11 protein-coding genes are annotated in these 14,500 nt (G+C 64.3%); 6 read left to right on the forward strand and 5 right to left on the reverse strand.

From position 1 onward, the window contains the following. The first annotated feature begins 37 nt into the window (after positions 1–37). The 5 genes from VGO12_RS05570 (at position 38) to VGO12_RS05590 (ending at position 4,909) form a co-directional block, all read left to right on the forward strand. Entirely contained in the window at positions 38–1,465 is a 1,428-nt protein-coding gene (locus tag VGO12_RS05570) for a gamma-aminobutyraldehyde dehydrogenase (protein ID WP_327511734.1), read from the forward strand. Between the two features lie 61 nt (positions 1,466–1,526). Next, entirely contained in the window at positions 1,527–2,021 is a 495-nt protein-coding gene (locus VGO12_RS05575) for an ester cyclase (protein ID WP_327511735.1), read from the forward strand. 229 nt (positions 2,022–2,250) lie between these two features. Further along, on the forward strand, positions 2,251–3,006 hold the full coding sequence (fhuF, locus tag VGO12_RS05580) for a siderophore-iron reductase FhuF (RefSeq protein WP_327511736.1): 756 nt from the start codon (positions 2,251–2,253) through the stop codon (positions 3,004–3,006). A 28-nt stretch (positions 3,007–3,034) separates the two neighbouring features. Continuing rightward, positions 3,035–4,162, forward strand: a complete 1,128-nt coding sequence (locus tag VGO12_RS05585; RefSeq protein WP_414650680.1) for an ABC transporter substrate-binding protein — start codon at positions 3,035–3,037, stop codon at positions 4,160–4,162. Between the two features lie 222 nt (positions 4,163–4,384). Continuing rightward, a complete protein-coding gene (locus VGO12_RS05590) occupies positions 4,385–4,909 on the forward strand; it encodes a hypothetical protein (protein ID WP_327511737.1) in 525 nt (174 codons plus the stop codon). 192 nt (positions 4,910–5,101) lie between these two features. On the opposite strand, the gene VGO12_RS05595 is transcribed toward VGO12_RS05590, so the two are convergent. Then, positions 5,102–5,686: a cysteine hydrolase family protein gene (locus VGO12_RS05595; protein WP_327511738.1), complete on the reverse strand. Its 585-nt coding sequence runs from the start codon at positions 5,684–5,686 to the stop codon at positions 5,102–5,104. Between the two features lie 112 nt (positions 5,687–5,798). On the opposite strand from VGO12_RS05595, the gene VGO12_RS05600 reads away from it, so the two are divergent. Next, positions 5,799–6,242, forward strand: a complete 444-nt coding sequence (locus VGO12_RS05600; protein ID WP_327511739.1) for an Lrp/AsnC family transcriptional regulator — start codon at positions 5,799–5,801, stop codon at positions 6,240–6,242. A gap of 34 nt (positions 6,243–6,276) precedes the next feature. Here VGO12_RS05600 and VGO12_RS05605 read toward each other — a convergent pair whose 3' ends face one another. From VGO12_RS05605 to VGO12_RS05620, 4 genes are all read right to left on the reverse strand, one after another. Beyond that, positions 6,277–7,506 carry an aromatic ring-hydroxylating dioxygenase subunit alpha gene (locus tag VGO12_RS05605; RefSeq protein ID WP_327511740.1) on the reverse strand — a complete coding sequence of 410 codons (1,230 nt, stop codon included), beginning with the start codon at positions 7,504–7,506 and terminating at the stop codon, positions 6,277–6,279. 219 nt (positions 7,507–7,725) lie between these two features. Beyond that, positions 7,726–9,270, reverse strand: coding sequence for a trimethylamine methyltransferase family protein (locus VGO12_RS05610; RefSeq protein ID WP_327511741.1), 1,545 nt, complete (start codon positions 9,268–9,270; stop codon positions 7,726–7,728). Positions 9,271–9,595: 325 nt separating this feature from the next. Further along, positions 9,596–12,043 (reverse strand): FAD-dependent oxidoreductase, encoded by a 2,448-nt coding sequence (locus tag VGO12_RS05615; protein WP_327511742.1) that lies wholly within the window; start codon positions 12,041–12,043, stop codon positions 9,596–9,598. Beyond that, entirely contained in the window at positions 12,040–14,487 is a 2,448-nt protein-coding gene (locus VGO12_RS05620; protein WP_327511743.1) for an FAD-dependent oxidoreductase, read from the reverse strand. Before VGO12_RS05620 ends, VGO12_RS05615 begins: the two co-directional genes overlap by 4 nt. Between the last annotated feature and the right edge of the window lie 13 nt (positions 14,488–14,500).

Here is a 14,500-nt window from a genome sequence, read left to right on the forward strand (position 1 = left end):
CGCCGGCAAATAACTCGACTTTCAAGGGAGAACAGACATGGACACCCAACTGCTGATCGGATCGCGCTTCGAGGCCGGCACCGAGGCCGACGAACACATCCTGAACCCGCGGACGGGCGGCAAGATCGTCGACCTGCCGGAAGCCTCGCATGCCCAGGTCGAGGCAGCCGTCGACGCGGCCGAGCAGGCGTTTACCAGCTGGTCGCAGACCACGCCCGCCGAGCGCTCCAACTATCTCCTAAAGATCGCCGATGCGATCGAGAAGGATGCGGACGGTTTTGCGGCGCTTGAAGCGCTCAACTGCGGCAAGCCGATCAATGCCGTGAAGAACGACGAACTGCCAGCGATCGTCGACTGCTGGCGCTTCTTTGCCGGCGCGGTGCGCAACCTGCATGCGCCGACATCAGGCGAGTACCTGCCCGGCCACACCTCGATGATCCGCCGCGATCCGATCGGCATCGTCGGCTCGATCGCGCCCTGGAACTACCCGCTGATGATGATGGCGTGGAAGCTGGCGCCGGCGATCGCCGGCGGCAACACCGTCGTCTTCAAGCCGTCCGAGCAGACGCCACTGACGGCGCTGAAGCTCGCGCGCGTGCTCGCCGACATCCTGCCCGAAGGCGTGGTCAACGTCGTTTCCGGCCGTGGGGAGACCGTCGGCAACGCGCTGATCAACCACCCGAAGATCTCGATGGTCTCGATCACCGGCGATATCGCCACCGGCAAGAAGGTGCTGGCCGCTGCCGCCAAGACCGTCAAGCGCACCCATCTGGAACTCGGCGGCAAGGCTCCCGTCATCGTCTATGACGACGCCGATCTGGAAGCCGTGGTCAACGGCATCCGCACCTTCGGCTTTTACAATGCCGGCCAGGACTGCACCGCCGCCTGCCGCATCTATGCCGAGGCCGGCATCTACGAAAAGCTGGTCGCCGACCTCACGTCGGCCGTCTCGACCATCCGCTACAACCTCGCCGACGACACCGAAAACGAGATCGGCCCGCTGATCTCGCGCCGCCAGCGCGACCGTGTCGCAAGCTTTGTCGAGCGCGCTGCCGACCAGAAGCACATCGAGATCACCACCGGCGGTGCCGCCGGCAGTTCGGACGGCTTCTTCTTCCAGCCGACGGTCGTGGCCGGCGCCACCCAGGAAGACGAGATCGTGCGCCGCGAAGTCTTCGGTCCCGTTGTCTCCGTCACCCGCTTTACCGGCAAGGACGATGCGATCGCCTGGGCCAATGACAGCGACTATGGCCTTGCCTCCTCCGTCTGGACCAAGGACATCTCCCGGGCGATGAAGGCAGCGTCCCGCCTGCAATACGGCTGCACCTGGATCAACACCCACTTCATGCTGACCAACGAGATGCCGCATGGCGGCGTCAAGCAGTCGGGCTACGGCAAGGATATGTCGGTCTACGCGCTCGAAGACTACACCGCCGTTCGCCACATCATGATCAACCACGGCTGACACCGCATCCCGCGGGTCAGACACTGCATGCATGAAACGAGGACAACGGGAGGAGAAAACCATGTACCGTCGTCAATTGCTTGTCGCTGCTGGTGCCTTGGGCTTGAGCACCCTTGTGCTCTCGCCCGCGGCCTTCGCCGCTGACGCGGCACCGGATGTGGTCGCGGCCTATGTCGCGGCCTGGAACGCCCATGACTCGGGCAAGGCGGCATCCTATTTCGCCGACGATGTCACCTATTACGACGCGTCGGTCGGAAAGCCCGTGACCGGCAAGGATGCCGCCAAGACCGGGGTCATCGATAATTTCCTCAACGCTGTTCCCGACGCCGTCTGGTCGATGAAGGGCGACCCGATCGCATCCCGCGACAAGGTCTCGTTCGAATGGGAATTCTCCGGCACCAATTCGGGCGCCTGGGCCGACGGCACGGCGGCGACCAACAAGCCCTTCAAGTTCACCGGCGCTTCGGTGTTCACGATTAAGGACGGCAAGATCGCGGCGCAGAGCGACTATTACGATGCGCTCGGCTTCTACAAGCAGCTCGGGCTGATGCAATAGGCTTTGAGCCCCGCGAACCGCAGGTGAACGCCTGCGGTTCCTCCTTCTCGGTCTTCAAACGTCGAAACATGATCGCAAAAGTCATAAAATCACTTGCGCCGCGAAAAATCATGAGTAACACGATCACCTTATGAGTTTCTGAGTTGCTCAGAAGGTGTCGCATGCTCGCAGGACGGCGTTCTTTCACCGCTGCACTTCCGTTTCGTCCGACCCACCGAAAGGTGGCGCGATGACGGCTGCCGTATCACAAGCGGTGGTCGAGACCGGTGGCCCGAAGGCGCTCTCGGCCGCATTCGCCGGCACCCATGCCTGGTGCAACGAGAAGATGGTGCTGTCTGACACGCTGTCCGACGGCATGGCCCTGCCGGAGTTCTTTTCGTCCGGCGCCTTCGAGCATGCGCTCGACATCTACACGGAAAAGTCCGGCGCCAGCGACCGCCGTGCGGTCGCCTCCATGTGGTCGCTCTATTATTTTTCGAGCCTCACCATCCCGTATCTCGTCGCCCGCGTGCTCGATCATCAGGTGCTGCCGGTCGGCTTCGAGGAGATGACGGTGGCGCTTGCCGAAGACGGGCTGCCGCGCACCTTCGGCGTCGCAAGTCCCGGCTGCTGGCAGGACGTCGACGATGCCGATGTCTTTGCGACGCTGGCGCCCTTGATGCGCGACCATCTACGCGAGGTGGTCGGTCACCTGAAGTCCGTCGGCGGGATCGCGCCGAAACTCGCCTGGAACAATGCGCTCGTCTATATCGACTATGCGCTGCGCGCCTCCGGCATCGAACCCTTGAACGCCCAGGCCGACGCGTTGATCGGCAACAGGGCGATGCCGGACGGCTCCCCCAATCCCTTCTTCGATTGCCTCCGGCACGAAGAGGAAGACGGCGCCCGTGTCTGCCGTCGCAAGATCTGCTGCCTGCGCTATCTGTTGCCGGGGGTGCCAAGCTGCGGCAGCCTCTGTGCTCTTCCCAGCCAGCGGAACCAATAGGTCAAAGGAACCAACAGGTTTGTTTCACATCTTTCCGGCCGCCCTGCGGCTCGTGCTCGTTCTCTGTTTTTCCCTTGCGCTCGGCACCGCTGCCCGCGCCGAGGGTCAATGGCCGATGACGGTTACCGACGCGGCCGGTCGCGAGGTGACGATAAACGAAAAGCCCAAGGCAATCCTGCTCGGCACCGGCTTCAACCTCGTCGCCCTGTCGCTGATCCATCCGGACCCCGTCAGCCTGCTCTCGGGCTGGTCCGGCGACATGAAGGACGACAATCCCGAGCTCTATGGCAGCTTCGTTGAGAAGTTTCCGGCCCTTGCCGACATCCCCCTGATCGACGACGGCACCGGCGCCGGCCTCTCCTTCGAGGCCCTGTTGTCGCTGAAGGCCGATCTCGCCATTCTCGCCAACTGGCAGGCCGATACCGAACAGGGCAAGCGCGCGATCGAGTATCTGACCAGCATCGACGTTCCCGTCGTCGTCGTCGATTTCAACGACAGTGCGCTTGAAAGCACGCCGAAGATGATGCGCCTGCTCGGCAGGCTCATCGACCGCGACGGGCAGGCGGAAGCCTTTGCGCAGTTCTACGAAGACAGGTTGAAGCTGATCCGCGATCGCATCGCCGCCAGGCCGGAACCGCGGCCGCTGGTGCTGATGGACGCCTTCCCGCAGGCCGATCGCTGCTGCTACGCCTACGGCGTTTCCGGTCTCGGCGCGTTCCTTGGTGTCGCGGGCGGCCGCAACATGATCGAGGGTACGGCGCTGCCACCGCTCGGCGGCAAGATCGGTGCCGAGGCGATCATGGCCGCCAATCCCGAGATCTACATCGCCACGTCCTCGCCCGGCGGCAAATACGGCACGCTGTCGATCGGCCCGGGCGTCGACGAGGATCGGGCGCGGCAGACGCTTGCCGAGACCGTCAAGGCGCCGGCACTCGCCAGCATGCGCGCCGTCGCGGACAAGCGCGTTCACGGGCTCTGGAACTTCTTCAACGCCGTTCCGCTCAATATCGTTGCCGCCGAGGTCTTCGCCACCTGGATCAGGCCCGACCTCTTTTCCGACCTCGACCCGAAGAAGACCCTGGCGGAGATCAACACACGCTTCGCCGCGGTTCCGTTCGAGGGCACCTACTGGGTGGACCTTGAGCCGGCCAACTGAGGCGCGCAATCCGTCCATCACCAGCGATCACCGAAACGTCAGGGCGCATCCTCTTGCCCGATGCGCCCGCCATGTTGCCAGCCGCAGCCCACCCTATATAAACATCGAGGCGGTGCAGCGCCCGTCCGGGAGCGAACTGGCGCTGTAACGCTTTGATCGGCTGCATGATTTCCCCTTGCGTCGATTCCGGGCCAAGGAATGATGCGCGTGAGGAGGATCTGGATGCTGTGGTTGATTGCGCTACCGGTGGGGCTCGTGGTCGTGTACCTGGCAGCGCGCTTCAGCCGATTTCGCCAATGGGCCGAACCGATCCTCTCGGTGGCCGTAGCGCTTGGCCTGCTCGTCGCCTTCATCATCTGGTTTGCCGATCGCGATGGCGACAAGCCCGTAGCACCGGAGCCGGTCCAGACGACGACACCCGCGGGGCTGACCGCGGCGGACGTCGTGCTTGAGGATCTGACCTTCGAGCAAAGCCAGCCGGAACGCAGCTTCCGCCTGCGCGGCACCGTCACCAACAAGGGGCCGACGCTGCTTGAATATTTCCGCCTGTCCGTGACGCTCGAAAACTGCCCCGGCGATGCCTGCGAGACAATCGGCGACGACACCGCGCTGATCCTCGCCCGGGTGCCGGCCGGCCAGGATCGCGCCTTCGAAACCTACCTCACCTTCCCCAACCGCGAAGGCGAAAGCCTGACGGCGCCGAAATGGACGACCAGCGTGCTGGAAGTCCGCGGCGGCGCCCGCTAGCGCAAGCCCACGAAAGTGTCGGATGGTTGTCCAGCCGGGCTGGCGCCATCTCGGAACGGAACCAGTTCATCGTTTCACTGGGACGATGAGCTGATCTGGCGCTTCGCGCGGTGCGGGCGGCTCCCTGAGTTGCGCTTTGGAGTAACGCAATTCCAGACGGAATACCGTTTCACACTGTTCCTGGACTTGGCCCTAGGCAGCGACTGGACGGCGAAGCACATCGACAAGCTCAGCCGTCGTCGTCACCTGCGCGAACTCGGCACGCAGCGTCGCCACATGGGCGCGGTGGATGTCGCGCGCTGAAATCACTCCGCCCTCTCCGTCCGGCTGGTCGAAACAGTCGCAGGCGTCTTCCACCAGGATCATGCGGTAGCCGAGATTGGCTCCGACCCGGACCGAGGTCGACACGCACATGTCGGTCGAGATGCCGAAGGCAACGACGGTCTCGGCGCCGAGACGCCGAAGCCTCAGATCGAGATCGGTGCCGATGAAGGCGGCGTTGACCCCCTTGGTGACCAGCGCCTCGTCGCCCTTGGGCCCGAAACCGGGGCGAAAGGCGTTGCCGGGCGACCCGAGCGCAAGCGTCGATCCGGCCGTCACGCTGTCGTGGCGCACATGGATGACCGGCCGCCCGCTCGAGCGCCAGGCGGCAAGGAGCGCCAGGCCGTTTTCATCGACAGCCCCGTTCCATCGGCGCGGCCAGGGTGCGCTGTCGAAGGCCTGCTGCATGTCGATCGGCAGCAGAACGGCATTGTCGGGAATGATCAGTTTGGTCATGGCAAGCTCCTTCGTTGCCAAAAGACGCTAGCGTGCTTATCGTCCGGTTTCACTGGACATGATGTCGCCTGACCGGACGAACGTCCGGAAATGGCGATCAGAAGGACGCATTATGACGGATATCGATGAAAAGGATCGGCTGCTTTTGGCAGCGCTCAGGCAGGATTCGCGCCAGAGCCTGGTGGCGCTTGCCCGCCACAGCGGGCTGTCGCGCAGTGCGGCGCATGACCGCCTGAGACGGCTGGAGACGAAGGGCGTGATTGCCGGCTATACCATCCGCCTCGGCCTCGCCGAGGAGAGCCCGACGGTCAAGTCGCTGATCGCCATCAGTTTCCAGCCCGGCAAGAACTGCGACCACATCGTGCCGCATCTTTCGGCCATGCCGCCGATTGTCACCTGCTGGTCGCTCGCCGGCGCCACCGACCTGATGGTGCTGGTCGAATGCGCTTCCAACGGCGACCTCGACACCATCCGCCGCCAGATTTCGATCATCCCGGGCGTTGCCACCGTGCAGACGCATGTGGCGCTGCGCACCCATTTCGACCGGCGGGACTGACGCGGCCCGCCGTAGCGTCCATCCCATCGGAAAGTCACGGCCGACTGATCTCGTCGAGATACCAGTGGATGTAGCGCAGCTCGTTGTGCTCCATCGGCGCGATCGGGCCCGGCACGAAGTAGTGCGAGCGGACGCCGCGCGACGTGTGCTCGATGATCGCCTTGTCCTCCTCGGTCGTCACCTTCCAGAGCCAGGTCAACCGGTCGAGATCATAGTCCCGTCCCTCCTCGGCCTTGGCGTCAACCAGCCAGATCAGCTCCATCTCCGAGGTCTCGGCCGTCTTCGGAATGAAGCGATAGATCATGCCGTGATCGGGATAGCACACGAGGAAGGTGGTGCCGCCGAGGTGGATCGATGTGACGCCGCCGTCGAAGTCGTTGAAACGACCCATCAGGGTGCTCAGCGCCTGTCCATCCTTGCTGCCGGTCTTGGCGCCGTCATAGAGCGGATAGCGGAAGGCGTGTACCGCCTCCTTGCCGGCAGCTGACGTCTGCCAATGGTTGCCGGAGCCGACCTCGATGCCGAGCGCGCAGGTGCGCGCCTCCATCCGGGCGTTCAGTTCCTCGATCATGTGCAGAGGCTGTTCGAGCGCATGGGTCTGCGAATACTCCGGATGCGCCGGACCGCAGTGGTAGCACTCGACATAGTTCTCGACCGCCAGCTTCCAGTTGGCATCGACCGGATAGGTCTGGCGATGGGCGATCTTCGCCGAACCCCAGCCATATTGTCCGCAGGTCGCGTGCAGCAGGTGCTCGACATCGGAAAAATCGAGCGGCTCGTCAGCAAACGAGATGAAGATCAGCCCTTCGGCGACGCGCACTTTGAGCTTCTTCAGCCCGTGATCCTCACGCCTGAAATCCTTCGGCATCAGCCTTGCCGCCTTCAGCGCCCCGTCATTGCCGTAGGTCCAGGCATGGTAAGGGCAGACGAAGGCGCGGGCATTGCCCTTGTCCTTGGTGCAGACCTCGGCACCCCGATGGCGGCAGACATTGAGCATCGCATGGATCTCGCCGCTCGCCGTCCGGGTGACGATCACCTGTTCCGACGCCATGCGAAAGACCTCGAAATCATTGGCATTCGGGATCGCGCTTTCGTGCGCGACGCAATGCCAGTGACGGCGAAAGACGCGCTCCAGATCGCGCTCATAGATCTCCGGATCGAGATAGAAGGCGCGTGCGAGCCCATGGCCGGGACGGTGGGCGGCAACCAGTTGGTCGATGCAGTCGCCGGTAACAGTGGTCGTCTTGAGCTCCGAAACGAGCATGGGTGAACTCCAACAATAGGGCCGGAAGAACCGCGTTCCGGCGCGCGTGTATGCAAATTTCGTCGGCGAGCGGATGGCGTCGCGACCACTGCAGGCACGCGAACTCCCCCGCGGGTTTCGGCGCAACCTCAACCCAACGCCTTCCTCGCAATCTTCAGAGGACGAGCGACCTGACCCGGCCGCCCGCTGCCCCCGCCCCGAAACCGGGGCGAGCGAAACTCAGCAGAAGATCTGGAACTTCTCCCGGATCAACAGGTCGATCTCCGGCGCGATCACCGAGGGTGCCGCTTCCGAAAGGATCCGGTTCTTCTTCTCGATCGCCTTGGCCACCAGATCCGGGCGGCCGATCTCGACCCATTCCTTCGGGCTCGTGCGGTCGGCGACAGCAGGGTAGATGTACTCCGTCTGCATCAGACCCAGCGTCTGCGGGTGGCCGAGATAGTGGCCGGGGCCCTCGAGGCAGACCGAGCGCATGGTTTCGAGCGAGACCGAATCCTCCGTCACGTCGATGCCGCGGATGCAGCGCTGCACCTGGCCCAGGAGATCGTCGCCGAGCACCAGCGATTCCAGGCAGAAGCCGAGCAGCGAGGCATGCATGCCGACGGCTTCATAGACCATGTTGAGACCCGAGAGCCCGGCCATGACGTTGGAGATCGCCTGTTCCCAGCCGGCCTGCATGTCGGGCAGCTTGGCGTCGGCGATGCCGGCGGCCGCCCCTCCGGGCAGGCGGTAGAACTGGTGCATCTGGGCGCAGCCAGCCGTCAACAGCGCCTGCTCGCCCGAGCCACCGGACATTGCCCCGGTGCGCAGATCCGAAACGAAGGGCCACGTGCCGAAGACGGCCGGATGGCCGGGCGACATGGCGTTGACATAGACGACACCCGCCAGGCACTCGGCGACCGCCTGCACGATCGCGGTTGCAAGCGGCGCCGGTGCGGTGGCGCCCGCCTGCCCCGCCGAGAGCAACAGGATCGGCATCCCCGCGCGGATGCACTTTTCCATGGTGATGCAGCTTTCCTCGGCGAACTTCATCGGCGGCACGACAAAGCAGTTCGAGTTGGAAACGAAGGGCCGCGCCCGCCACTTGTCCTCGCCACCGGCGATCATGTGGATGAGGTCGAAGCAGCCGTCCACATGCGAGGGATCGGAGAAGCTGGTGCCGACATGTTTGGTCGTGCCAGCGCAACAGGCATAAAGCGTGTTGATGTCCATCAGGAAGTTGTCGGCGACATCGCGGCAGACCATGGCGCGCTGGAAGAAGTGCACGTTGTCGAGGTGGTGCACGAGCTGTGCGGCGTTCAGGAGATCCTTGGCGGTGGACTCGCGATATTCGCGCTTCTCGACGTCGACGATGTGCACCGCGGCCCCGGCCGTGCCGTAATAGACGCGGGTGCCGGAGAGTTCGAGATCCTGCTTCGGATCGCGGGCATGAAGCGTGATGTCGCGCGCAGCGATCGCAAGCATGTCCTCGACCAGCGCCCGGGGAAAGCGGATGCGCCCGTCGTCGCCGAGGATCGCGCCGGCGCCGGTCATGATCTCGACGCCCGATTTCGGAGCGTTGGCAAGGCCGATCTGCTCCAGCGCATCGAGCGCCGCCTCGTGGATGCGCCTCACATTGGCATCACTCAACGGCTTGTATTGCCCGCCGGAAAGCCCAGGGCGCACCGGCCGGATGTTTTCGGCCAAGGGTGCCGCACGCAGCGCCACCCGCGCCGCCCGCCCGCCGGACCGTCTCGAAGCCGCAACTGCACAATCGTCAGCCATCATCATCTCCCAATGGGGCGTTGCCCCTGATCCGTGTGACGGGGGTGTCGCCCCTCATCCCGCGGTGAGGGATTGCCCCTCATCCGCCTGCCGGCACCTTCTCCCCGTTCTGACGGGGAGAAGGGACTTGTTGCGCCCGCTCGTCCCTGTCTCAGCGCTCGCAGAAAAGGGTAGCGCGTCGTCTCGATACCGCCTCGCCCAGCTTTGGCCTGGTAGCCCGCCGCGAGTCTCCTTCGCCCCGCCTGCGGGGAGAAGGAGACTCGCGGCGGGCCGGATGAGGGGCAGCTTCTCAGGCACAACCTCGATGCCCGACGCTGCCGGACACCTACATCCGCACCCGCTCCGCCCGGGGGTCGTACATCGGTTTCAGCGACGCCTCGGCCTTCACCCGTGTCCCGGCGATCTCGATCTCGAAGCGCGAGCCGAGCACGTCGGCAGCACTCTCGCCCTCCGACGGCACGTAACCGAGGCCGATGGCGCCGCCGAGGTGGTGGCCGTAATTGCCCGAGGTGATCGTGCCGACGATCTTGCCGTCGCGAACGATCGCCTCGTTGTGGAAGAGCAGCGGTTCGGGATCGGCGAGCCGGAACTGCACCAGCCGACGCGACAGGCCGCGATTGTGTTTGGCGAGCACCGCCTCGCGGCCGATGAAATCGCCCTTGTCGGCTTTGACAGCAAAGCCGAGCCCGGCTTCCAGCACATGGTCCTCGTCGGTGATGTCGTGGCCGAAATGGCGGAAGGCCTTTTCGATGCGGCAACTGTCGAGCGTGTGGATGCCGCAGAGCTTCAGGCCCAGCCCCTCGCCCGCCTCTTCCAATGCCTCGAACACATGCGCCGTCTGGTCGGTCGGGACATAAAGCTCCCAGCCGAGTTCGCCGACATAGGTGACACGATGCGCACGGGCGAGCCCCATGCCGACCTCGATCTCGCGCGCCGTGCCGAAGGGATGGGCGGCGTTGGAAAAATCGTTGGGGCTGACCTTATGCATCAGTTCGCGCGCCTTCGGCCCCATGACGCAGAGCACGCTCTCGCCGGCGCCGACATCGGTGATGACAACGAACTCGTCGGTCAGATGCTTGCGCAGCCAGGCAAGGTCACGCTGCAGCGTCGCGCCGGGCACGACGAGCAGGAAGGCGGTTTCCGAAAGGCGCGTCACCGTCAGGTCACTCTCGATGCCGCCGCGAGCGTTCAGCATCTGGGTATAGACGATGCGGCCCGGCTCGACATTCATCTCGTTGGCGCAGAGCTTCTGCAGGAACGAGAGCGCGTCGCGCCCTTCCACCCGGATCTTGCCGAAGGAGGTCATGTCGAATAGGCCGACGCCGTTGCGCACGGCCAGATGTTCGGCCTTCTGGTTCTCGAACCAGTTCTGCCGCTTCCAGGAATAACGGTATTCGCGCTCCTGGCCCTCCTTCGCAAACCAGTTGGCACGCTCCCAGCCCGCGACTTCGCCGAAAACGGCACCGCGGGCCTTCAGGTGTTCGTGCAGCGGCGAGCGGCGCACACCGCGGGCCGTCGCCATCTGGCGGTAGGGGAAATGGTCGGCATAGAGCAGGCCGAGCGTTTCCGAGACGCGGTCTTTCAGATAGGCGCGGTTCTTCTGGAACGGCTGCGCCCGGCGGATATCCACCTCCCAGAGGTCGAAAGGCGGCTCGCCGTCGTTCATCCATTGCGCGAGCGCCATGCCGGCGCCACCGGAGGAGACGATGCCGATCGAGTTGTAGCCGGCCGCCACCCAATAGCCCTTCACTTCAGGGGCTTCGCCGAGATAGTAGCGGTCGTCGGGCGTAAAGCTTTCCGGGCCGTTGAAGAATGTGTGGATGCCGGCCGTCTCCAGCATCGGCATGCGATTGACCGCCATTTCGAGGATCGGCGCGAAGTGGTCGAAATCGTCGGGCAGTTGGTCGAAGCAGAAGTCCTCGCGGATGCCGTCCATGCCCCAGGGCTTGGCCTTGAGCTCGAAGGCGCCGATCAGCATCTTGCCGGCATCCTCCTTGTAGTAGGTGCACTCATCCGGCACGCGCAGCACCGGCAGGCGCTTGAGGTTCGGGATCGCTTCGGTGACGATGTAGAAATGCTCGCAGGCGTGCAGCGGCACGGTGACGCCCGATTGCCGCGCAAACTCCCGGCCCCACATGCCGGCGCAATTGACGACATGATCGGTCTCGATCGTGTAGGTCTCGCCGTTCTGCTCGCAGGTGACGCCCGTGACCCGACCATCCTTTTTCAGAACCGATGTTACCTTGACGCCCTCGATGATCGTGGCGCCGTTCTGGCGCGCGCCCTTGGCGAGCGCCATCGCGATGTTGGCCGGGTCGCACTGGCCGTCGAGCGGCAGATGCACCGCCGCCTTCACATCCGAGGTGTTGAGGTGCGGATACATCGCCTTCACCTCGTCGGGCGTGATCTCACGCACATCGACATTGAAGGCGCGCGCCAGCGAAGCCTGGCGGTAGATTTCTTCCTTGCGCTCCTCGGTCAGCGCCACGGTGATCGAGCCGTTCTGGCGCATGCCGGTGGAAATGCCGGTCTCGGCCTCGAGCTTGACGTAGAGGTCGGCCGAGTATTTCGCGAGCCGCGTCATGTTCTGCGAGGCGCGCAGCTGGCCGATCAGGCCTGCGGCATGCCAGGTGGTGCCGGACGTCAGCTGCTTGCGCTCAAGCAGCACCACGTCGGTCCAGCCGAGCTTGGCCAGATGATAGGCGACCGAACAACCGGACACGCCGCCGCCGATGATGACCGCGCGGGCTTTCGAGGGAATGGGCTTCGTCATGCGCGCAGTCTTTCATTGGAGGGATCCCAGAGCGGCTGGTCCGCCTCGACCGTCGCCTTGAAGCGGTCGCCGAAGATCTCGACCTCGATTTCCTTGCCGGGCACGGCGAGGTCGGCTCTGAGCATGCCGAGCGCGATCGACTTGCCGACGCGGTGGCCCCAGTTGCCAGAGGTCGTCTCGCCGACCACTTCTCCGCCCGACCAGAGCGTCGACATATAGGGCGCATCGCAGCCGTCGGCGGTAACCGTCAGGGTGACGAAGCGCTTGACAACACCCTGCTGCTTCTCCCGTTCCAGTGCGGCCTTGCCCTTGAAGCCCGGCTTGCCCCAATCGACGAAGCGCTCCAGCCCCCCTTGCAGGATCGTGTAGTCGGTCGACAGATCGCCCTTCCAGGCGCGGTAACCCTTCTCGATGCGCAGACTGTCGAGCGCCTCCATGCCGAAGGGTTTGAGGCCATGTTTCTGTCCTGCCGCCCAGACGGCGTCGAAGATGACAGCCGTATCCTCCACTTTGGTGTGGATTTCCCAGCCAAGCTCGCCGGCAAAGGAGACGCGCACGAGCTGGCAGTAGCGCCCGGCGATCTGAGCCGTCTGGTGCGTCAGCCAACCCTTGGCAAGGTCCGCCTCGCTGATGTCGGCGAGAATGGCGCGCGACTTCGGCCCGGTGAGTATCTGGCAGGAGAAGGAAGTCGTCACGTCATCGATGGTGAAGGCGGCGTTGGCGGGCCGGTGCTTCGTCAGCCATTCGAAATCGTGCCACTGCGCCGTGGCGGCCGTGATCAGGAAGAAGAAATCTTCGTCCAGCATCATGACCGACATTTCGGTGACGATCCGGCCCTTGTCGTCGGCGAAATAGGCAAGGCCGATGCGGCCCGGTTTCGGCACGCGACCGGTGATGAGACCGGAGAGCCACTCGGTCGCCCCCTCGCCCTTCACCCGGAAGCGCGAGAAGCCCGGCAGATCGAGAATGCCGGCGGCGTCGCGTACAGCGAGACACTCCTCCTTGATGCGCTCCGCCCACGGGCCTTCCCGACCCCAGGTCTGGGTCGCCTCTTCGGAGGTGTCGTCGCCGGGCTTCGCGTACCACATGGCGCGCTCCCAGCCGTTATAGGGCTTGAACTGGGCGCCGAGGGCCGCGGTGCGATCATGGATCGGCGACAGCTTCTTGCCGCGGCCGGCCGGCCAGTAATGCTTCGGGAAATGCATCGCATATTCGTGGCCGTAGATTTCCATGCCCTTGGCGATGCAATAGTCCTGGTCGGTATAGTCGGTGTAGCGCCGCGGGTCGCAGGACCACATGTCCCATTCGGTCTGCCCCTCGGTGATCCATTCGGCGAGCACCTTGCCCGCACCGCCCGCCTGGCAGATGCCGAAAGTGAAGACGCAGGCCTCGAAAGCATTGGGCACGCCCGGCATCGGGCCGATAAGCGGGTTGCCGTCAGGCGCATAGGGGATCGGGCCGTTGATGATGCGCGACAGACCGGCGGTTCCCAAAATCGGCACGCGCTCGACCGCATCGTTCAAGTACCATTCCAACCGGTCGAGATCGTCGGGGAAGAGCTGGAACGAAAAGTCTTCCGGCATCGGATCGTCAGGCGTGACCCAATGGGCGCGGCAGTTGCGCTCGTAGGGCCCGAGGTTCATGCCGTTCTTTTCCTGGCGCAGATAGTAGGAGCTGTCGACATCGCGCAGGAGCGGCAGCTTGTGGCCGGCCTCCTTCGACCAGGCGGCCAGCTCCGGGATCTCGTCGAACAGGATATACTGATGGCTCATCACCATCATCGGCACGTCGCGGCCGAACATCTTGCCGACCTCGCGGGCATAGTAGCCGGCGGCGTTGACGACGTATTCGCAACGGATCTCGCCCTGCGGCGTCGAGATCACCCACTCGTCGTTTTCGCGCCGCGCCCCGGTCACGGGACAGAAACGGATGATCTTGGCGCCCATGTCGCGCGCGCCCTTGGCGAGCGCCTGGGTCAACTGCGCCGGGTCGATGTCGCCGTCATAGGGATCGTAGAGCGCGCCGGTGAGTTCGTGGGTCTCCAGGAAGGGATAGCGGGCGCGCATCTCGTCGGGCGAGAGAATGTCGAGGTCCATGCCCTGGTAGCGGCCCATGCCGACGACGCGCTTGAACTCCTGCAGCCGCTCCTTCGAATGGCCAAGCCTTATCGAGCCGGTGACGTGATAGTTCATCGGGTAATCGACGAGCGTGCCGAGGTCGCGATAGAGCGACGCCGAATAGCGCTGCATGTTCATGATCGACCAGGAGGACGAAAAGGTCGGCACGTTGCCGGCCGCATGCCAGGTCGAGCCGGCCGTCAGCTCGTTCTTTTCCAGAAGCACGCAATCGGTCCAGCCGGCCTTGGCGAGATGGTAGAGCGAGGAAGCGCCGATCGCGCCCCCACCGATGATCACGACGCGTGCGTGCGACGGCAAATTCGACATTAACAGTTCCCTC

This window comes from Ensifer sp. (assembly GCF_035999135.1).
GTDB lineage: Bacteria > Pseudomonadota > Alphaproteobacteria > Rhizobiales > Rhizobiaceae > Ensifer.